Annotated in this window: 23 protein-coding genes; 4 read left to right on the top strand and 19 right to left on the bottom strand. The window is 47.1% G+C overall.

What is annotated here, in order from left to right:
* Positions 1-76: 76 nt before the first annotated feature.
* Complete coding sequence (locus OEY58_17825) at positions 77-3802, bottom strand: DUF1566 domain-containing protein (protein ID MDH5327315.1); 3726 nt, start codon at positions 3800-3802, stop codon at positions 77-79.
* Positions 3803-4098: 296 nt separating this feature from the next.
* Here OEY58_17825 and OEY58_17830 point away from each other — a divergent pair, with 296 nt between their 5' ends.
* Positions 4099-5061: a hypothetical protein gene (locus OEY58_17830; GenBank protein MDH5327316.1), complete on the top strand. Its 963-nt coding sequence runs from the start codon at positions 4099-4101 to the stop codon at positions 5059-5061.
* 24 nt (positions 5062-5085) lie between these two features.
* Here the strand turns inward: OEY58_17830 and OEY58_17835 are convergent, their stop codons facing one another.
* The 6 genes from OEY58_17835 to OEY58_17860 are packed head-to-tail and all read right to left on the bottom strand — an operon-like array spanning position 5086 to position 10130.
* Complete coding sequence (locus OEY58_17835) at positions 5086-6078, bottom strand: aldo/keto reductase (GenBank protein ID MDH5327317.1); 993 nt, start codon at positions 6076-6078, stop codon at positions 5086-5088.
* On the bottom strand, positions 6071-7384 hold the full coding sequence (locus OEY58_17840; protein ID MDH5327318.1) for an MFS transporter: 1314 nt from the start codon (positions 7382-7384) through the stop codon (positions 6071-6073). Before OEY58_17840 ends, OEY58_17835 begins: the two co-directional genes overlap by 8 nt.
* A gap of 1 nt (position 7385) precedes the next feature.
* Positions 7386-7916, bottom strand: a complete 531-nt coding sequence (locus OEY58_17845) for a hypothetical protein (protein MDH5327319.1) — start codon at positions 7914-7916, stop codon at positions 7386-7388.
* On the bottom strand, positions 7906-8736 hold the full coding sequence (locus tag OEY58_17850) for a DUF692 domain-containing protein (GenBank protein ID MDH5327320.1): 831 nt from the start codon (positions 8734-8736) through the stop codon (positions 7906-7908). Before OEY58_17850 ends, OEY58_17845 begins: the two co-directional genes overlap by 11 nt.
* A 42-nt stretch (positions 8737-8778) precedes the next feature.
* Entirely contained in the window at positions 8779-9417 is a 639-nt protein-coding gene (locus OEY58_17855) for a hypothetical protein (protein MDH5327321.1), read from the bottom strand.
* A complete protein-coding gene (locus tag OEY58_17860) occupies positions 9399-10130 on the bottom strand; it encodes a nucleotidyltransferase domain-containing protein (protein MDH5327322.1) in 732 nt (243 codons plus the stop codon). The genes OEY58_17855 and OEY58_17860 overlap by 19 nt, the downstream gene beginning before the upstream one ends.
* 86 nt (positions 10131-10216) lie before the next feature.
* Here OEY58_17860 and OEY58_17865 point away from each other — a divergent pair, with 86 nt between their 5' ends.
* On the top strand, positions 10217-10723 hold the full coding sequence (locus OEY58_17865) for a hypothetical protein (GenBank protein ID MDH5327323.1): 507 nt from the start codon (positions 10217-10219) through the stop codon (positions 10721-10723).
* Between the two features lie 12 nt (positions 10724-10735).
* Here OEY58_17865 and OEY58_17870 read toward each other — a convergent pair whose 3' ends face one another.
* Both OEY58_17870 and OEY58_17875 read right to left on the bottom strand, forming a co-directional pair.
* Positions 10736-11188: a YHS domain protein gene (locus tag OEY58_17870; GenBank protein MDH5327324.1), complete on the bottom strand. Its 453-nt coding sequence runs from the start codon at positions 11186-11188 to the stop codon at positions 10736-10738.
* Positions 11189-11230: 42 nt separating this feature from the next.
* Positions 11231-12385: a glycosyltransferase gene (locus tag OEY58_17875; protein ID MDH5327325.1), complete on the bottom strand. Its 1155-nt coding sequence runs from the start codon at positions 12383-12385 to the stop codon at positions 11231-11233.
* Positions 12386-12535: 150 nt separating this feature from the next.
* On the opposite strand from OEY58_17875, the gene OEY58_17880 reads away from it, so the two are divergent.
* On the top strand, positions 12536-13000 hold the full coding sequence (locus tag OEY58_17880; protein ID MDH5327326.1) for an aspartyl protease family protein: 465 nt from the start codon (positions 12536-12538) through the stop codon (positions 12998-13000).
* A gap of 48 nt (positions 13001-13048) precedes the next feature.
* Here the strand turns inward: OEY58_17880 and OEY58_17885 are convergent, their stop codons facing one another.
* Both OEY58_17885 and OEY58_17890 read right to left on the bottom strand, forming a co-directional pair.
* Positions 13049-13336 (bottom strand): EF-hand domain-containing protein, encoded by a 288-nt coding sequence (locus OEY58_17885; protein MDH5327327.1) that lies wholly within the window; start codon positions 13334-13336, stop codon positions 13049-13051.
* Positions 13337-13500: 164 nt separating this feature from the next.
* Complete coding sequence (locus tag OEY58_17890) at positions 13501-13701, bottom strand: hypothetical protein (protein MDH5327328.1); 201 nt, start codon at positions 13699-13701, stop codon at positions 13501-13503.
* A 174-nt stretch (positions 13702-13875) separates the two neighbouring features.
* On the opposite strand from OEY58_17890, the gene OEY58_17895 reads away from it, so the two are divergent.
* On the top strand, positions 13876-14310 hold the full coding sequence (locus OEY58_17895) for a CBS domain-containing protein (protein MDH5327329.1): 435 nt from the start codon (positions 13876-13878) through the stop codon (positions 14308-14310).
* A gap of 59 nt (positions 14311-14369) precedes the next feature.
* On the opposite strand, the gene OEY58_17900 is transcribed toward OEY58_17895, so the two are convergent.
* The 8 genes from OEY58_17900 to OEY58_17935 form a co-directional block, all read right to left on the bottom strand.
* Positions 14370-14654 (bottom strand): hypothetical protein, encoded by a 285-nt coding sequence (locus tag OEY58_17900; protein MDH5327330.1) that lies wholly within the window; start codon positions 14652-14654, stop codon positions 14370-14372.
* Between the two features lie 182 nt (positions 14655-14836).
* A complete protein-coding gene (locus OEY58_17905) occupies positions 14837-15913 on the bottom strand; it encodes a hypothetical protein (protein ID MDH5327331.1) in 1077 nt (358 codons plus the stop codon).
* 138 nt (positions 15914-16051) lie between these two features.
* Positions 16052-16636, bottom strand: a complete 585-nt coding sequence (locus OEY58_17910; protein MDH5327332.1) for a nucleotidyltransferase family protein — start codon at positions 16634-16636, stop codon at positions 16052-16054.
* Positions 16633-17580 carry an XdhC family protein gene (locus OEY58_17915; GenBank protein ID MDH5327333.1) on the bottom strand — a complete coding sequence of 316 codons (948 nt, stop codon included), beginning with the start codon at positions 17578-17580 and terminating at the stop codon, positions 16633-16635. Before OEY58_17915 ends, OEY58_17910 begins: the two co-directional genes overlap by 4 nt.
* Positions 17581-17590: 10 nt before the next feature.
* Positions 17591-17905 (bottom strand): P-II family nitrogen regulator, encoded by a 315-nt coding sequence (locus tag OEY58_17920; GenBank protein ID MDH5327334.1) that lies wholly within the window; start codon positions 17903-17905, stop codon positions 17591-17593.
* A gap of 42 nt (positions 17906-17947) precedes the next feature.
* Positions 17948-18766 carry a methyltransferase domain-containing protein gene (locus OEY58_17925; protein ID MDH5327335.1) on the bottom strand — a complete coding sequence of 273 codons (819 nt, stop codon included), beginning with the start codon at positions 18764-18766 and terminating at the stop codon, positions 17948-17950.
* 66 nt (positions 18767-18832) lie between these two features.
* On the bottom strand, positions 18833-19720 hold the full coding sequence (locus OEY58_17930) for a DUF817 domain-containing protein (protein MDH5327336.1): 888 nt from the start codon (positions 19718-19720) through the stop codon (positions 18833-18835).
* Between the two features lie 93 nt (positions 19721-19813).
* Positions 19814-20059 (bottom strand): type II toxin-antitoxin system CcdA family antitoxin, encoded by a 246-nt coding sequence (locus OEY58_17935; protein MDH5327337.1) that lies wholly within the window; start codon positions 20057-20059, stop codon positions 19814-19816.
* Positions 20060-20272 lie beyond the last annotated feature (213 nt).

Genomic DNA, 20272 nt, shown 5'->3' on the forward strand with positions numbered 1-20272 from the left:
GGGCAGAACGTTGAAGGTGCAAATCAATATTGATTGCGTAGGCACGAAACCATGCCCACGCAAGGACAGTACATCACTACCAAGTAAATTGCCAAATATCTCGCCCCGTACTCCCAATACGATCGGAACTAAAATACAAGGTACGATTGTCGTTGGAAATACTGGCACCGGTTTCTATCGCAAAAGTATTAATCGGAGAGACCAACACTTCCGGCGTCCCCCAAGCATCAGCGGTTGTAGCGCGTTTAGAAACCCAAATATCGTGCCCTCCCACACCTTGTAACCGTGGAGAATGAAAATAGAGAGCCAAACCGTCAGCCGAAACATCCGGTGCCACATCGAATTCGGCTGAGTTAACAACGGATACAGGTGTTGGTGCACCCCAAGGATCTGATGTGCCGGCGCGAGTTGACACATAAATATCAGCAGCCCCTAAACCGCCTGGCCTGTCCGAATGAAAATACAAAGCTAGACCATCAGTGGACAAACTGGGGCCACTCTCATCGTTTGCCGTATTAATACTAGCTCCAATCCCCACAGGACTTCCCCAAGGATCACTGACAGACGCCCTGGTTGAAACATATAGATCATTATTGCCGTTGCGATTTGAAGCGAAGATCAATGTCAGATTATCTTGTGACACGGTTGGTGCTCTATCATCAGCAGCACTGTTGATCGCCGCCCCCAAATTGACAGCACCACTCCAACCAGTTCCTGTAGTAGCGCGACTGGATACCCAAATATCAATACCTCCCTGACCACCCGCTCGGTTACTATGAAAATAGAGCGACAAATCATCCGAACTGATTTCAGGCCCCATGTCATCTGCGTTCGAATTAATCGATAGGCTTATTATCGCCCTGCGAACCGGCCAAACATAATACTGTACAGACTTTCCAGCCGCAGGCATCGCCCCGGCATACGGCAAAACTAGAGCACTGGAACCCACATGCACTGACCAGGCAGTACCGGGGAATATCCGGTATGTGGTGGAACTCCAATACTGATCACCAATATTACTAAAACCATTGCTGTACAACCATCCACTTAGCTGTGGATACGCAGTCATTTGGTTCTCAATATTAATAAGTGATTGCAGCTCGTTAACATTAGGCAAACTCCAGTCTCTATATCCCAAATAGGCTTCTGCATTCAACTTCGCCACGTAATCCAATGCCGTTTGCCATGAAACTTTACCGTCACCGCTGTTACCTTCGGTATCGAACGTGGGATCTCGAGTTGCCATCACATTGGCGTCAGGAGCCCAGATCAAACCCGTTAAGCTATCTGTAACCGTAGTACCGGCGCCGGTACTAAAACGAGGCTCGGGCCAATGTATACCCTGTTGATATTCGCCGTCTTGGCCGGTTCCGTCGCAGGAAATCATCGTGCCATCGAAGCTATAGCACTGTGTCTGAGCCGTTAACGGTACTTTGGCATACCCCATATTTCCTCCACGCACGGGCACAACTCCCATAAACGCGACAACTAACTCAGATTTATCCATGGGAAAAATATAACCGGAAACCATATTGACGACCCACGCAGCCGCGGAAACCGCATCTGCGCTAAAATAACTTGATGAAGACCAATAGGACGAAGCGTAGTTACTGAATCCATTGCTGTGTAACTCAACTGCGTTATCCGCTACGCCATAATTGATCAGGCTGCGCAGTTCGTTTCTATTAGGCAAGCGCCAATCGTTATAGCCAAGATAGGATTCTTCATTCAATTTGGCAACATACGCCAACGCCGCCTGCCAGGTCACAATACCGTCATCGGCAACACCTTCCCTATCATACCCCGGATCGCGAGAGGACATGATGTTCCCATCTGCCGGCCACACAATACCGGTGAGTGAGTCCACGACAGTACCATCGCCGTTGTTCATAAAGCGTGGCGTAAGAAACCCTGATCCCGAGCGATGTTCACCGTCTTGACCTGTACCGGCACATGCAATTGGATCACCATTACCATCAAAACATTCATTTTGCCCCGTTATCGGCAGATTAACTTGCTTGCCCCCATCATCATTTTCAATAATACCAAAAGCGACTGATCGACCTAATACGGCGCCACTCACGTTGGAAATGACAAACGGAACTATTTCATTTTGTTCCACATCAGTATCACCGCTGACACTTACGGCTACCGTAGTTTGGGTATTGCCTGCGTTAATGGTTGCCCTACCGGACACACCGGTATAATCGATCCCGTTGTCAGCCGAACCTATGCCGGTGGCAAAATCGAAACTAACGTCTCCGGCCAGAGGTTGATCCAGCGAAATAGTAAACACTAAATCTACCGGACCGGAATCACCCTCCAAGGCCCGGGTATTAGCCACGCTGACATCAGCGTCATCATTCAAGATTGTGGCAGTGATACTATTTGCGCTAAAACTTACCCCGGTTGCACCACTGAGCTGCAGCGTGAAGGTTTCGTCCTGCTCCACTACAATGTCGCCGTTAATATCTACACTAACAGCAGTCCAAAGCAGTTCTCCGGGATTAAAGCTAACGCTGCCGCTGACTGCTGTATAATCTTCGCCTGCCATTGCAGACCCGTTGACAGTAGTATAATCAAAGGAAACGGATTGCTGAGCTATGGCATACTCGGAATTGAGGTAGAAAACGACTTTCTTAGTACCGCCATCCCCCTCTTTCACTTGCACATCGGAAACACTGATTAAATGTGCATCATCATTAACAATCGTACCTGTTGCCGTACCGGCCAGCAATGTTGCGTTGGTTGATGGATTACTCAATGTAATTGTAAAAGTCTCATCCGCTTCAACAAAGCCATCACCCACAATACTCACTACTATCTGGCCTGTCGTCTGGCCCGCAGGGATAGTCAATGTACCGGAAGTGGATAGGAAATCCAAAGTCGCAAAAGCTGTGCCATTGTTCGTCCCGTAGTCTACACTGACATCCGCAGCTGACGGACTGCTGAGCGAAACCGTAAATATCATTTCACTTGAGCTACCGGTGCCCTCACTGACCGATACACTAGCAATGCTTAACCCGACTGATACCACACCATCATCATTCAGTATAGTTCCCGTCGCCTCCGCATCACTGATTGTTGCGCCGGAAGGGTTACTCAATACCACGATAAAGGTCTCATCCCCTTCTACTTCCGCATCGCCATTGACACTGACGGTAATCGTTGTGGACGTCTCACCGGCAGCAATGGTTGCGATATCAGAAACAGTAACAAAATCACTGGCGCTCAAGGCCACTCCATCCACAGTGACATATTCCAGGCTTACTGGAAGGGAGGAAACTGAACCGAGACTTACCGTAAAAATCAGATTGGTAGTACCACTGTTGCCCTCTGCCACACTGGCGTCGCTTATGGACACACTGGGCAAGGGATCATCATTTAGAATTGTACCGGTTACCACAGTGTTGGCTAAAGTGGCACCTGAAACATTGCTGAAATTCAAGGTAAGGGTTTCATCGCCCTCATACATTGAATCCCCTACTACCGCAACATTAATCTCACCACCGGTCATGCCTGCATCGATCGTTAAGGTACCCGCAACTCCAGCATAATCCTCTCCGGCGGTCGCCGTTCCGTCTGACGTGGCGTAATCTACGGTAACAGCAGAATCCGACATCTTACTCAGACTGACGGAAAAAGTAAGCTGCGTACCTGTTTCTCCTTCACTGACCGAAACATCTGTTATCGACAATACAGGGATACTATCGCTGGATTGCCCTGCGGAATCACCACCCCCACCGCAAGCAGACAACGCGAAAAAAGATAATAACACTAGAAACTTATAGATTTTTTTCATACCCACCGATTCCCATTATTGTTATCCCGCGATTATAAACGGGTACATTGACGAAAACCAGCGTCAAAAAATGAACCAGCGAACCAGATTAAATTGAAGTTGTTGTTACACAGCCCCCATCGACGCTGAATATTATTACATCCGCAGCTGAATCCATTGGATATCACACTACTCTTCCCTATGTGCGGATTTCAATACTCGAGCATAAAATTAGCGATAGAGATTCAAAAGCTGGGATTTACCAGCGAAAGGTAAACGAATAGACTAGACAAAAACCAATTCGAAAAGGATTCCTCATGACAGAACTGTCGTTGAATGACGTGGAACTGGAAGAATGGAATATTCGTTCCTGCAAGTCGATCAATCCTAAATTTGACACCCTGTCATTGAATAATGAGGGAAAAAAGGAAATTGACACCCACCAGTTAAAGCATCACCTCGCCGGTATAAAAGGTATCAATAATATTAAGTCGCTGGTTCTAGAATACAGTTCTTTGCTTAAAGACCTTTCCTTTTTGGAGGCACTACCCAAGCTGGAAACACTGGATCTTTATGGTTGGAAGTTGCTCAACTTGGACGGCCTGGAATTTTTCCAAAACGGTCGATATATCGCCATCGACACGGGTAAAAACACACGCCGAAAAATAGATAAGATCGCCGCCACCAACATTGGAAAACTCAACTTGCGCTATGCCCACCCGGGTGACTCGGAAGCCATCCGCCATTGTCACACTCTCAACAGCCTATCCCTGTCAAGCTGTCCGGCGTTATCACTCAAATTATGGAAAAACGTACCGCTCGAATACATGAGTTTATCCGGTGGAAATATAGACATTCTGAGCAGTACGGCTCACATACCCACACTATCATTCCTACAGATCCATGGCTGTACAAAACTGCAACACCTGAAAGGGAACAACAGCAACATCACCAGACTGATTATCCAATCCTGCAGTCGACTGGACTTAAGAGACATTAAGAGCTTTAGTAATGTGGAAGCAGTGGATATTGTCAGCGTCAAAAAACCTATTCCCCTATCAATTTTTTCCAAACTAAGAAAATTAACACATCTGGACCTGCATAATTGCAAAGTCGATCTTGATGTCATGAGCCTCAAAAAGAAAAACCTGAAAGAAATAGCTATTTACACTTTAAAAAAACCGGAAGGAATCAAACTCAGTCAAGCCAACCCCGACGTGGTTGTTACCAACGCCTGTTGGTCGTATAAAAATGGCCTTGCTTATGTGGAACAAGGCTGAAACAACACTTAGTTACATAATGAGCTACAAATCCATGTAATAGGCAATCATACGTTTTCGTGTTTTGGCATCCGGCAAGCCGCCAAATCCGGCTTGCATATTGTCCTGCATGTGATGCACTTTTGTGGTGGCTGGAATAGTACAGCTCACGGCCGGGTGGGAGATGATAAATTTCAGAAAAAATTGTCCCCAGGATTGACAATCAAACTCTTCGACCCATGGCGGAACACGCTCGCCACGAACTCTGGAAAACAGACTGCCGCGTTGGTAAGGACGATTTACGATAACTGCTACACCGCGATCGGCGGCAAGGGGCAACAACCGTTGTTCAACTTCTCTGTCTACTATGTTGTAACTCAACTGCACGAAGTCAAACGATTCTTTTTGTAAAATAGTTTCCAACTGCGGATGATACCGACCGTGAGAAGTGGTAATTCCAATATAACGGATCTTACCCTCTTCCTTCATACGCTTTATGGTTTTAAGATGCACGTTCCAATCGCGCAGGTTATGAATTTGCATCAAATCAAATCGTTTCACACCCCAGAGAAAGCGAGACTGTTCCATTTGCTCTTTGCCTTGTTGTTCCCCGTCGATCCAAACTTTGGTGGCGGAAAAAAACTCCTGCTCCTTCGGTATGAGTTTAAGCAAGGTACCGACCACTTTTTCCGAGGAACCGTACATAGGTGAGGAGTCAATCAGCGTACCTCCACCTTCAAAAAAGGCCTGCATGACTTTGAGTAAATTATCGTAACCACTGCGGTCATACCCCATATCATGACCCAAATCAAAGGTACGGGACGTACCCAATCCAATAACGGGTAGTTTCTCACCGCTGGAAGGAATAATCTTGCGGATAACTGCTGGAGCGGCTTTAGAGTGATTATTGGATTTTCGTCTGGAGGCGGCCCGGGATTGCCCACCTGCCAAAGGCAACATCGACGCTGTTGTCGCAGCCAGTAACCGTTTTAAAAATAAACGTCGTTGCAATTCAGAGTTTTTGATTTTTCTATTCATGGCAAGCCCCTTTACCCAAAGTCTGCTGTGCAATCTCACCTTGGCGCCGCCCCAGTCGATATGCCACTACAGCCCAAACCAAAGCCAGGGGTACTGCCAAAAATGCGATATTCGATAAAGATAAACCGGCACTTTTCAATCCGGTATAAACCCAGGAACTCACCGCATCACCGCCTCGATAGACGGCAGTATCGATAAAATTTTTTGCCTTGTATTTGGACTCTCGGTCGAGCACTACATAGAGCATTTCCCTGGCCGGTCGCATTATAGCATAGTTACCTGCCCGCCTGACGACCTGCACCACTATCAACAAACCCAACTGCGGCATCAAGCCCAATAGAAACAAACCTGCAGCCAACAGCAAAGGCACTAAAGCCAAGGTCCGGCTTAAACCGAATCGATTAACCAAACGACCGGTGAAAAAAACCTGAAATGCTAATGTGAGTCCATTGACCGCCAGATCTATAGCGGCGAACACGGCGGTTCGCTGATCCGAATCACTAAAAGCATCTTTGACTATTTGTGCTTGCTGAAAATACAAAAAAGTGGACAGTGTGGTATACAACAATATGAGCAAACAAATGCCCAGCAAATAGGGCGACGATAATACCAAACGAATGCCTGCCAGCAGTCCGCCATGCATAGGTTCTTCGCATTCAAAGCCCGGAGACTGACCTCGGGGCTGAGTTTGCGGCTGATCTTCATACCACCGTATCAGCTTTTTCATACAAAATACGGAAGCCAATAGCAGAACTGCGGATATCAATAATAAATGGGTTTTCCCTAAATGCATCACCAACACACTGGTAATCAAGGGACCACATACCGCACCCAGGGAACCGCCGGCGGCAATCAACCCAAACAGTCTTTTGCTTTGGGTGTCGCTGTATAAGTCCACCATCAGACTCCAGAACACAGACACCACAAACAAGTTAAACACACTAACCCAAACAAAAAAGGCTCGCGCCGTCCATACGGGCTCGATACCCAAAAACAACAAGAAGAAGAAAAGTAGAATGTTTAGACAGAAAAAATAGTAGGCAACGGGTAGAAGTCGTTTACGTGGAAAACGGGAGCATAGCCAACCAAATAGGGGCACCACTGCCAACATGACCACAAAGGTGGCACTGAACAACCACTGCAATTGGTCTACGCCACCTTGCACACCCATTTCGTCGCGAATTGGCCGAATAATGTAATAACTGCAAAGCAGGCAAAAAAAGTACAAAAATGACCAAGCCACAGCACGCCGCTCTTGAGGGTGGATACGCGTCAGTTTATCCCATAATTCCAACGCCGTGGTCATGTCATGCCCGTATATAGAAACGCCATTCCTGCGGCTGCTGTTTACGTCGAACCATAAACTGCAATACCGCAGTCTTTCTACCATGTACCCAAGCATCGCCGGCGTAAGTCACCGCACAGCGGCGAGAGCTGTTTTCGAAACGAACCCGGTTATACTCGCTACGGTTGTATGGATAACCTTTGGTTTTTAAGTGCTCACAAAACCGTTTGGCGTCTTCCTGGTGCCTTCGGTGAGTATGGGGCCAGTAGCATTCGGCGTACTGATCGAAGAGCGCATAAGCATCCGCCCCAAGCCCTTCTATGGTAAGCGGAATCCATTTAGCCACTTCTCGCAAACGTTTTCGAATCAGTATAGCGGCTTGAATGTTGAGCTGATCTGCCCGTAGCTGCAACAACATTTTTTGCTCGGATTCCGGCAAGGACCATAACGGCAACACAGACAGCGGGTTTTCTACAAATCTTTGACGTAAATCGCGGTCTGACAGTAACACCGCCAAGGCGCCAACTGCACTGTCAGGAGCATCAAGCGGCATCGTTCTGTGTCCATCCCAAGCATTGCTGCAGCTGTAGAATTTCTGTTTGTATTTGATCCGCTGCAGGTATGTTGTTGTCGCGCTCGATTATGATACTTTGCACCTGGCAGTACTCCACTACCGTTTGGGTAAATTCATACAATTCCCACTGAATATCTTGGGAGTGGGAATCGTAAAACACACCTTGCTCATTGGCATATCCCACAATATGCAATTGTTGAATCACATCCGGGTTGATCTGATGCAACCATTGCCGGACATCAAAATTGTGATTGCGGCTGTTAACATAAGCATTGGTGACATCCAGAAGTAAACCGCAGCCGGCCTTTTCGCACAAGCGATTGATAAACTCCGGTTCAGTCAGGGTTCCTGGAATATGCAAATGACTGGTGATATTTTCTAATATCACCGGCTTATCACATGCCTGGGCCAATTCTTGGGTATGATCCACCATCAACGCCAGTGTGGCTTCGGTGTAGGGAATGGGATTCAGATGCCCCAAGTCAACGTGTCCACTGCGAGTAAAAGCAATATGCTCACTTACCCATAAAGGGTCCGCTTGTCGGCAGACGTGTACGAATTGTTGCAGATAGGTTTGATCAAGTGGACCGGGCGTTCCCAACGATAGGCCCAAGCCGTGTAGCATCAGCGGATAGCGCCCTTTTAATAGTTGCAAGGTGTCGGGATCATCAAAAAAGTGTTCCGCGGTGATTTCCAGGCATTGTATCTCCGCCGGCCGACTCAATATCCATTGCGCTAAGGGACGTCGATATCCCACGCCAATGCATTGGGAAATCTTAACCGCGTTTGACTCGTTCACTGTTGTCAATCCGTTACCGCCTCAATAGCTACTATTACCTTTTCACCCACAGCCACCGCATCCGCCTCCACCACCGCAACCGCTGCAGCTACTGCAGCTACTGCAATTACCGCCAAACCAACTGCCGTCTCCGGATTTGGAGGCACGAAAAAACATGAAGATGCCGCCGACACCCATCATAAAAAACATAAAATCAAACCTGGACATACCCACCGCACTGGCATCCACATATCGGAGCACACCTATAGCCTCGAAAGCGATAAAACCTAACCACGTAATGTGGGGATTGCCATCCAACTTTCTACGTACCATAAGTACGGTAACAAACAAAATTATGAACACAAAAAAGTACGACAACAAAAACTCCGGACCACGCATATGCCGGACAGCATCACGCACAAACAACACGAACAGGAAACAAACAAACAACCCCACCAACCAAACCACAGAGGGATTGCCACGATTGTCCTCTTCTATGGTAAAGTGAGTATTGACCAAAGCCGGTTTCGCGGCCGCATCTGTCTTGTGGTCAGTACCCGGCCCTCCTTCCTTGAGGGCCTTGCCAAATTTAAAATTTCGATCACAATTACCACAGTTGATGGTTTTATCCGCCGGGGTAGTGCTCGGAAAAACTTGTGAAGTCAGGCAAACCGGACAACGAACTATTGCGGTGTCGGCCATTGCGCCTCCACCCATGTAATCACGTGATGCAACAAATTGAATAAGTTGCCGTGAATCGCCGGAATTTGATCCTTTGACAAGCGCTCTCCATTGGATTTTAGTTCCAATAACCGCTGCAGGATGGAAGCGTCTACGGCAAAGTGCTTTTCAATAATAGCAATACGTTGGGAAAAGTCAGTTGCAAACTCCACTTTTTCCAAGCGTAAGACTTCGCTGATATCGATAAAAACCGCCGCGTAAGTTTTGCGCAAATAATAAGCATATTGCTGTGGCTTATGACGCAAAAAAATGTAGTTGTGGACACAGCGCAGGCGCAAATTGCGCAAAGATTGTTCACAAATAAAGCGCAAACGCTCATCCGATATGCTCAATTCTTGAAAAGGATCTGTTCCATATAACAACCGATAATTCCGGGCAATACTGCGAAACTTAATCGCAAAAGCTTGAAAACTGCGTTCCATTCCGCGTCGACCAATGATAAACAAGTCCACTTTGACCTTGCCATCCAGACAATCCGCAATGGCGCTGTGAGCTTCCGGCGTGGATTCGTTAAGAATTATGAGAAAATTGATATCAGAATGGCCTCGTACCACATTGCCACGTACGGCGCTGCCGTACACAATGCAGGAATAGAGATTTCCCCCCAACAAACGCGGTAATTTGTCCGCCAGACGATCCAAAGCCTGTTTATAATCCACCGGTAGAGTGGGCATTGACTCTCCCTTGAGCTTTTCGCTGTTTGATATTGTAGGTTTGAAATTGCAATAAATAGATAAAGTTATATACCGAAGCCTTTTGAATGTCCAATTCACACCGAAAATGGGCTACAATTCGCCTTTCTTTGTTCTATATCGAGGAACGTATGAGAGTCACCATGTTTGCAGCCATGGGCCTACTATTCTCCGCAATCTCCACTCAGGTTTTGGCGGATGAGTTTGAAACCCTGTTCAAGAAAAAATATAAAGAAGAAAACTTACCCGAACTGCGTCTGTCTATGACTGACCGTTTGAAAGCCAAAGGCTTAAACCAGAAACAAATCGAAAAAGAGATGGCCACCGCTGCTGAAAAAGGCGCGAATTGCCGCTTTAAGGTGTTTCAAGCTTATGGCAAGAAATACCGCCAAGTCGCCCACAAAGCGATGTTGGATGGAGCATCTACAGAAGACGCCACCTTTGAAGTCACTGACGCTTTGTCTCAAGCCGTCGCGGATGGAAAACTACCTCAGCGGGAATACAGTCGCCGTATGATCAAAGCCATGGAACTCTACAACGCCTGCGTATTAAAAAACAAATTGATCCACCGTTAACACCGGAACCGCCTATTCTTGCTTGAGAGTCTGCCAGGTTTCATCGGCGGACTCCATCAAGGGCTTCACCTTGCCTTGCCACTGTTCTCGACCGTATTGAGAAAAGTACAAGTACAATTTCCCATCGATGATGCTCCAGTTATTGGGATCGGCGCCAATTTTATGGCCATCGGCCAAACCATTGGAACAATAGCCACCATACTGAGGTGCATATTGTTCCGGGTTACTTTTAAACATTCTCAGTGCATCCGCATCGACAAAAAGCCAGATGGCACCACCCCATTGAAACTGAAATTTCTCAGAACCTTTAAGCGGTTTTTGCTGGGTGAAATAGGCCGTCACATCATACCCGTCAATGGCTATACCGCCTCTGGATTTATGTATGTCCCGAACTCCATCAGCAGCAATCGCTGCTACGCCATGAAATATGCAGATACTCAATAAACAACGTAGAATCGATTTCATAATAGCTCCAGACTTGGATTTCAGAAAATCACAAAAAACCGTTCAAAATTTTACCCTTTGCCCTTGTTTCAGTTCTTGCATGGAGTAATGCGTACCGCGCCAGTCCACACCACCGTTGCGGATACATTGAAAAGCAGACCACAGCAACATAGCACTCAACAATACCAAACCCAAAGGTAAAGCCAACAAGTACGCAGACTCCCAGCGGCTGAGCCGAACAAAACTCAAAGCAAACCAAACGTGCACACAGAGCGCCAGGCCTGCCAGCCCCTGCAACACCGGTTCCGGGGAAAACAGAGCCAACCATGGCGCCGCAATAAGCAACCAGGTTAAAAACACCTGCACTAACACTCGCGAAACCTGATAGCGAGCCCCCGCGCCAAAGATGTTTTTCTCCAACCCCTTAAACATAGCCCGCAAACTGGGGTACCAATCCAGCGACAATTCCTCTTCCGCCATTGCAAAATGGGTCTGACCCCCGGCATTTTGCAACATTAACCCCAACCCCACGTCATCTACCACTTCCAAACGCAGCCATTCAAATCCCGGGGTCCGATCAAAGGTCGCTTTTTTCACCAGATTAAATGCCCCAATTCCGACCGGCGGTCGAAACTTATGCCGGTGATTTATCACGCCACCGCGACTACCCACAAAAAACATGACCCCAAACGTGGTCACCGCCAATTGCAACCAAAAGTTGTTCATCTGCATTCGGGGCACCATGGCCAAGTGATCAATGCCTCTATCCACAGAATAGGCGATGGCCTTGCGCAAAACATCTCCATGAAAATGGATGTCGGCATCGGTAAATAAAATCCAGTCGCCCTCGGCATGTTGCATGCCACAATGCATCGCATGAACTTTGCCCAACCAACCGGGTGGTAGTTCCTCAATATGAATCGCTCTGACCCGATCGTCCGTCGCTGCCAAGCCATCTATAATCGCTCCCGTATTGTCGCTGGAACGATCATTCACTAAAACAAGTTGGAGCTGCGGATAATCCTGCGCCAACAAACTACGGACCGCCTGCTCAATATGCGCCCCTTCATTACAGGCCGGAACAATAATACTCAGGCGCGGCCAGGATTGTGGCTCAGAAACCTGTTGGCGATGAAAAGTGGTGAGATGTTTTCCTACCCACATGAGATACAGAAACAGGAGTATCCAAAGTACGCATAGGCAAGCTATTACAAGCATGAAAAAAACCTTCTCACTTTGTCTTGAATGTCTCGTATAGAGAAACTGCGCTTGTCAAACACGCTTTGTTCCGCAACTTTGCCGCGCCACTTGTGAATGGCACAGTATAAGCATTATTATATCGGCACGTTGCAAAGATTCGAGAATATTATGGTTCGCAAGATTGTTGTTTATGCTTTATTTACTTTTGTGTCACTCAGCAGTTCCGCCATTGAGACGACCCAAACAATAGCGTTACAAAACCTGGGGTTGGGAACCTATTATGTCAATGTAGGATTACCGGGTGTACCAAAAACGCCATTTATGCTGGACACAGGATCCGGCTATGCCACGATCAATGAGTCCACCCTAGCCATCCTAAAACAAAACAAACAAGCGCAGTTTGTGAAAGAAATACATGGCATCTTGGCCAATGGCAAAAAAACCGTGGTTCCCATTTGGTCGGTTTCGCGGTTGATATTGAATGATATTTGCGTGCTGAAAAATATAGAAGTAGCTGTTTTTCCAGGAAAAACTCGACAGATTTTGGGTTTGAGCGCATTAAAGGCCGTGGCGCCTTTGCAGATTTCCTTTGACCCGCCGGTCCTGACCCTACACCAATGTATTCAAACTTAATTCGAAAACAAAACCGGGCTGAACCCCGGTTTTGTTTTGTGGACAACATCAACGACTAATTTCGGCACCTATATTGACCTGGTCGTCATCTTCGTCAGTTACATAGGCTGGAGCGATTTCAAAGGCACTGAATTCTGATATTTCCAATAGACCGTCGGCATTCTTATCGACCTCAGCCCACCGTCGCAGTAATTCCAATTGACCTTCCGCTTCCGTGACACTCACTAAACCATCGCGATCGGTATCCATTGCATCAAATTCCGTTTGAATATCTCCTGCCATGGCAACTGATGGAAACACCAAAGCCAGACCCGCCAACAGCGAAAGTGCTTTCATGACTCACCTCCGAGGACAGTGTTAAGCCATTCTCCTTATTCTAACCTCCCTCGTTTTATGCCCCATGGAATGCAGTCTTATACTATTAAATTAGGCCTGCTCAAGCCCTGAGTCAAGTCAAACGAGAAAGATCTTTTCTACTTATAATACAGCTCAGTACATAACTATTTCCATTTTCTCAGCGAGTTTTGCCAATCCGCTACCGGCGTTTTCCCCAGCGCAATATATCGACCCACCTCATTTTCGTACCAACCGGTATCATGGCGCAGGGGTTCCACACTGTACCCCCACCAGGCACCGGACTGGTCCTGAGCGATCCAGTTTACCCAGTCGGGAACAATACTGTCATGCCATTGTGAAGTCATGATCGAGTTTCCAAATTGAGAAGTCTGTAACAATTTCACACTAGTATGTGCACTATAATTCATGCAGGGACCGTAGTGAAAGTAGTAACGCTTGGCATGGATTATGCGGGATGCCTGAACCTGTCTTTAATACATCACTGCAGGTTCAAATAATCCATGCAGGAGGACAAACCTATGTCACTGGTAAATAAATTGTTGGAAGGTAAAGAACTCTGGAACGTCTCCCCAAATGATACTGTCTTTGAGGCCATTCGCTTGATGGATGAAAAAGGTACCGGCGCACTTATGGTCGTAGATGCAGGTAAATTGGTGGGCATAATCTCAGAACGGGACTATGCACGTAAAGTGATCTTGAAAGACAAATCGTCAAAAAATACCTTGGTAAAAGAGATTATGACCAGCCGAGTCGTGGTCGCTAATCCCGACCAAGCAGCCAATGAAATTCTGGCTGTAATGCACCACAATCACATTCGACATTTGCCGGTTAAAGACAAAGACAAGCTCTTGGGAATGGTTTCCATGGAAGATGTGGTCAGCGATATCATTCATGACCAGAAAGACAAAATCAAGGAATTGGAGCACTATGTGACCTGGGAAGAAGCATACTAGCTCATCCACGGGTTTTGCTCCAGTCGCTACTTCCAGAGTAAATCCGCGACCGATGCTACTCAGCGTTTTTCGATAAGCGCCGAATCAATCATTTGTCGCAGTCTTTCTCTACAATCTGTGATAACGCAGGAATCGGCATGCTTACATGTCAGCTGTATATCACGGACGACATCGTCGTCCACATCCAGCAAACAAACCAGAGCAATTTCCTCTTTCTCCTTGTCCGTCCGAGCCTGGCTGAGCAAACTGACGGTATCGCATCCTTCAACAAATCGTTTTTTTGCGTAATAACTGATGTGTTCAAAATCATAATTTCCCATACAACCGGGAACAGGACAATTCATTTCTCCCCCTCTGCTTCGACCGCCGGCCGAATACCACCTTACAAAGGAATACTAAAGAACCAGAAACATCTGACTAATTTACTAAGGTTTTCATAAATCAAATCGTTAATCAGAGATACTTAATAAGTATATTGCTTCTAACAAAAAAATCCATACCCTTTTGGGATATTTAAGAATAAGTGCTACTCCACTGTCAGCGTTTTGCGCATAAGCATCAACTCGTTCTCCAAACCTTCCGGTATGCGCTGCCCCTGATTAGTATAGGTAATACGCATATAATTTTCATATTCGGCCAAACAGCGTTTAGCGTATGGATGTTCGGGGTATTGCAGCACGCAATGCTTTAAATATAAATCGGAAAGTGAAAAATAATATTGATACGCAACCGAACGGTCCGCCACAGCCAACCAGTACAACAAAACCGGCACCTCATGGGCTCCGGGATTACTATTTAAATACTGGTACATTCGTCCGCGCAACCATAAGCGCATCACATCCAATTGAGCGCTGCCGGCTGCAGGTTCGTCGCTATTTTCCAGAGGCCCCAACAAGCGCCCCACCTCAGCCATCATCGCAGGGAAACCCAATACGGTCTTAGCACCGTCAGCACCATTGCGTTGAACCAGTCGCTGCAAACCACGTATCCAACCTTCCAGTTCCGACAGAGTTTCCGGTGTATGTTGTTTCAGGGTCCGATAGGGTTTAAGCAAATCCAATAGCGCTTGAGCTTCACTATTGACTTGAATATATATGGTCACCATGCGCTGTAGTGGCTGAATCAATTCCCACTCGGTTTTACGACTTTTGCTTTTCAAATATTTATCATAATACTTTGTCGCAGTGGCATACTCGCGAGTCATATAGCTAAACTCAGCATAGTCCATATCGGAAACAAAGTGATGGCGTGATACACCGTAAAACAAAGTACGTAATGTATTGTCCTGGGTATGGCAAGAACTGCAAATCTCCCCTAAAGCGTACAATTGTCTACGGGTAAACTCCATGTCATCCTTGTTAAAGTGATAGCGTAAATTACCCAGATACATGGAAATAAATTCGTAGGAAACCTGGTAGCCGTCGGGCAAGTCTTGCACGTAGGGTCTGGCTTGAAGGAACAGTTGCGACATTTCGGACAGATCGCCATCTATTCTTTGTATTTCCGGCCCCTGTAATTCTCTACGCGCTACGATCAGCGGATACAGATCCAACATGATTTTGCCCACGCGTTTCATGATGTGATTTAAGCTGGGTTGCTTCAAACTGGCTGTACCAGTGTCTTGGGCTGCCGAGAAAGTCGGGGTACACCCGAAGAAACATACACACAAAAATAAATGAAAGTTTGTTTTAATGAAAGCTTGCAACATCCTGTAAACCTGTTGGGAACGATGAATTAGTGATTATAGCTGATTCGGAGAATCGACATCTTGCAATATACCGGGACTATCGACATTGATACAGCGTATTCGTTTTTTATGAGCTCGTAAAATTTCCCGCCCTCCAACATCCCCTTGCAATTGTAACAACGCTTGTTGATAAATCCTGGAAAAACCCACCGGATGCCCCCCTTGGCCATGATATTGCGGTTGCGCGATAGCAGCGCCATCACGCAACGCCTCAGCTACCTGACCATAAACCCCCGCAGGAATATAGGGCATATCACCCAAAGCCAAGACCCAACCTGATGCATCCACAAAATACTCGATGCCACAACGTATGGCGGCACTCATGCCCTCCGACGCCATTGGATTGGATACCCATGGATATCGATTTTTTTGTAACACAGCCTGCACTGCAGTATCGTCATCGCGGACCACGACCACCGCATCAGGAACGGCAGCAAACAAATGTTTGGCGCACCGTTCCACCATGGTCTGCGTTTCGCCATTTTCATCCTTGAAGGGGTACATTAGTTTACAAGCGCCAAAACGCCGACTAAAACCCGAGGCAAGCAGTACCGCGGCAACGGCTGTGGTGTGGCTCATAAAACAACGCTGTTACGCAGGGCGGTAATCTGTGCCATGATCGCTACCGCAATTTCCGGTGGGGTATGACTGCCGATGGGCAATCCGACGGGAGCATGCAGGCGCTGCAATTGCTCTGGCGTCACCCCCAATTGCAGCAAGCGCTCGCGGCGTTGTTCACTACTACGGTGAGAACCCAAGGCACCCACGTAGAACAAATCCAGGCTCAATGCATTCATTAAAGCCATGTCATCCAATTTAGGGTCATGGGTCAATGCCAGAAGTAAACTGCGACCATGAACTGACAACTGGTTGACCGCATCATCCGGCATCAGTTTTATTAGCGAGACCCCGGCCATGTCCCATTCATCGGCTTCATCTCGAGGGTCACAAACACACACTTCATACCCCAACATGATGGCAATGGCCGCAGTATACTGAGATAACTGCCCTGCGCCGATCAGCAACAACTGCCAGCCCGGGCCAAAGACCTTGACCACTTCATTGTCCGAATAATGGAACTCCGCTGCCGTGGGACGATGCAAGCTGATTTCACCCGTATGTAAACACAGTCGTCGGGCCACCTGCTCCCCAGCCTCTACTTTATCCAACAGAATTCGCAATTGCGCCGCGCTTTGTAGAATCTCCACGACCAGTTCCAACCTTCCACCGCAAGGCAAACCAAATCGCACTGCATCTTCACGATTAACACCATAATTGATTAGTGTAGGAAACGGACCCGACAACTCACCACGGCCATAGCGTTGAACTAAATCGGTTTCGACACAACCGCCCGACACCGATCCCTGAAAGTGACCGTCTTTACGCATTATGAGCAAAGAACCCTTGGGTCGAGGTGAAGAACCCCAGGTTTTTACGACCGTGACCAAGGCCACCTCCAAGCCCAGGTCTAAGCACCGGATGGCTTCCTGCAAAACTTCCCGGTCAGTATCGCTTAACGACATATGCAAGAAATCAGGACAAACTGGACCTGTCTCTGACCCGGAACAATTCATCCACATCCAGTACAGCCACAATTCCGTCGCCCTGGGATTCCGTACCGGCATGGTTCAATATGGGATTGATAACGTCGTTGACTTCATGTTCGCTGACAAATATTTCCAATTTCACATTTTCCTCCAGGGTATCCCGGGTAAAGGTATTAACGTATTCGCCATACCCCCGAATCCGGGTCACGGTTACGCCGGGAATGCTGGCGTCGCGCAAAGCTTCGATCACCTGATTCAATTGGCTTTCCCGAATAATAGCCACTACGCATTTGGTTTTCATACTCCCCCCAATGTTTCATTAATTTCTGTCAAGCGACTGTCTTTAAAGCGGTTTTTCTCCCACGGTGTGAATCAATTCAACATTGAACCAAATCCCCTCGTCGGTTACCAATTGTCCCACCTCCGCCAAATGTTCCGCCTTAAACTGTTCCAGCTTTTGTTCCGGCACCTGCTGCACAAAACCTCGGTACCCTGCCCACCATACCACGTCCCACCAGGCATTTGCATCGGGGAAAAAATATCCCACCTGGCTGCGCTTATGGCGAATATTGACCAAATCAGCGCTGCTGTACAATTCTCCATTTAAAGATTCGTTTTGCACTCGGGTCCAGGACAAGGTGGGTACCTCGACATCGTACAGCGCCAATCGATCCCGGATCATCTCCGTCATTGGCGACATGCTACCTGCCGCAAAATGAGTCGTCAGCAAACGCCCTCCCGGTTTAAGACGGCTCGCCAGCAGACGCATAAGGTATTGCATGTCCTCGACGAAAAACACACCAAAGGAGGAGTTTATGACATCGAAATGGTTTTCCGGAAAATCCAGTCGCGACATATCCATTTGCTGAAACTCAATATTTTCCAGCTTTAGGGAATGGGCTCTTTCTCTGGCCTTTTGCAACATGCCTTCCGATAAGTCGATCCCCCTCACACCGCCCTTGGGGACTCTCGCCGCAAACTGTACCGTCGCCAAGCCGGTTCCGGCTGCCGCATCCAGTACTTGCTCATCGCCTTTCAAATCCAGCAAGCCAGGCAACCGTTCCGCAGCAGTCTGAAAAAAACGCAATGCGCCTTGACCATAATTTGAGCAAACTGTATCGAACGTTTGTCGAATGAATTGAATGCGTTTTTCGTCTTCCATTCGTACCCCTTCACTCCTTTTCAAGACGTCAGTTTAGCAATACCCGGAGGTGCTGCAAACAGTGTGTTACACACTGAAACTTTGACTCTCGGAAATATATGGCTTCTTTCTTGGGTTCTCGAGCGTTTTGTAGAGGTCGCGACGATGCAGCAAGGACACCAAAACAAAACTAATAACCATAAGCAAATACCAGGAACCCAGCTTTTGCAGTGACACGGGTGCCCAACCCAGACGTTGATTGGGGTACTGCCAAATCATGGCAAAAGTGGAAATATTTTCCGCCAGCCAGATAAACAAGGCGACCAGAAAAAAACCCAACAGCAACGGCATCCAACGTTCTTTGTGTAACACGGTAAAATGAATTCGGGTCTTCGAATACATAAGAACAATGGCAACAAACAATAGATAGCGGATATCCACTATAAAATGTTGTGTGAAAAAGTTCGTATAAATCAAAATTGAGACCAGTAAGGTCTGCCAAAGTGGTGGGTAGTGACTGAAGCGAAACCGGAAAGCCTTCCATACTCGCGCCATATAACTACCTACAGCGCTATACATAAACCCGGCAAACAAAGGAACATTATACAGATAGAAATAACCACTACCGGGATAAACCCAGGAGCCAATGGCTTCCGAAGTTTTGAATAACTCCATACCCGTGGCGATCCCATGAAACAGTAATATCATTGCTGCTTCCTGGGGTGACTCCAGACGGTAAACCAACAGCAAACCCTGGATACTTAATGCGGCAAGAAACAAAAAATCGTATCGTGCCAACGTATCCAATGGGTACCAAACCTTGGTCCCTAAAATCAAGGCCAGCAGCAACGCTGCAAATAAACAGGCCCACGCCTGCTTAAGACCGAACACTAGAAATTCAAAGGAATAGGCGGCCCAGTGCCTATCACCCAGGATAGCCGGCCCGGTTTCATACAGCCACTGTCGTATCAACATCTTCTTTGCCTCTTTGGTTTACCCTAATGAGGTAATCCTAAAAGGCAAATATGACGATTTTGTGCAATTAATCCGGAAATCCTAAGCAAATGCCTAGATTTTTCGCAATCCCCGATTAAATCCGCCGAAACGACCATCCAAATCTGCAATGGTTCTTTCTTTGCGCGCGTCCCAATCCTGAAATTCCTGAGCGTTAATCACTTCACCCAAGTGGGCTTCCAGAATTTTGGACAAATCGATTTTCAGATTTTTTGCTTTAAGAGCCAGATCCTTGTTGATACGTATATGGACCCATTTTTTGTGTTTAGGTTTATTATTATCGTTACTCTGTGTACTCACACTACCCTCCCCAAGATATGCACCACTGAATCGTTTTCCTTTCGCTTCGCATCTATCTTGCCCGCGTTCCAAACATAACACGAAAAAAGTACCACTTACCAGAACTAGCATTACATAATTCACAACAGCATAGACATTTGTAAAACTCATCGACACAATGATGGGAAAACAAAACAGGCTTAATCATTCTGTTCAGCTTTGATTCAGAAAAGT

Source organism: Gammaproteobacteria bacterium (assembly GCA_029882975.1).
Lineage (GTDB): Bacteria > Pseudomonadota > Gammaproteobacteria > SZUA-152 > SZUA-152 > JAJDNG01.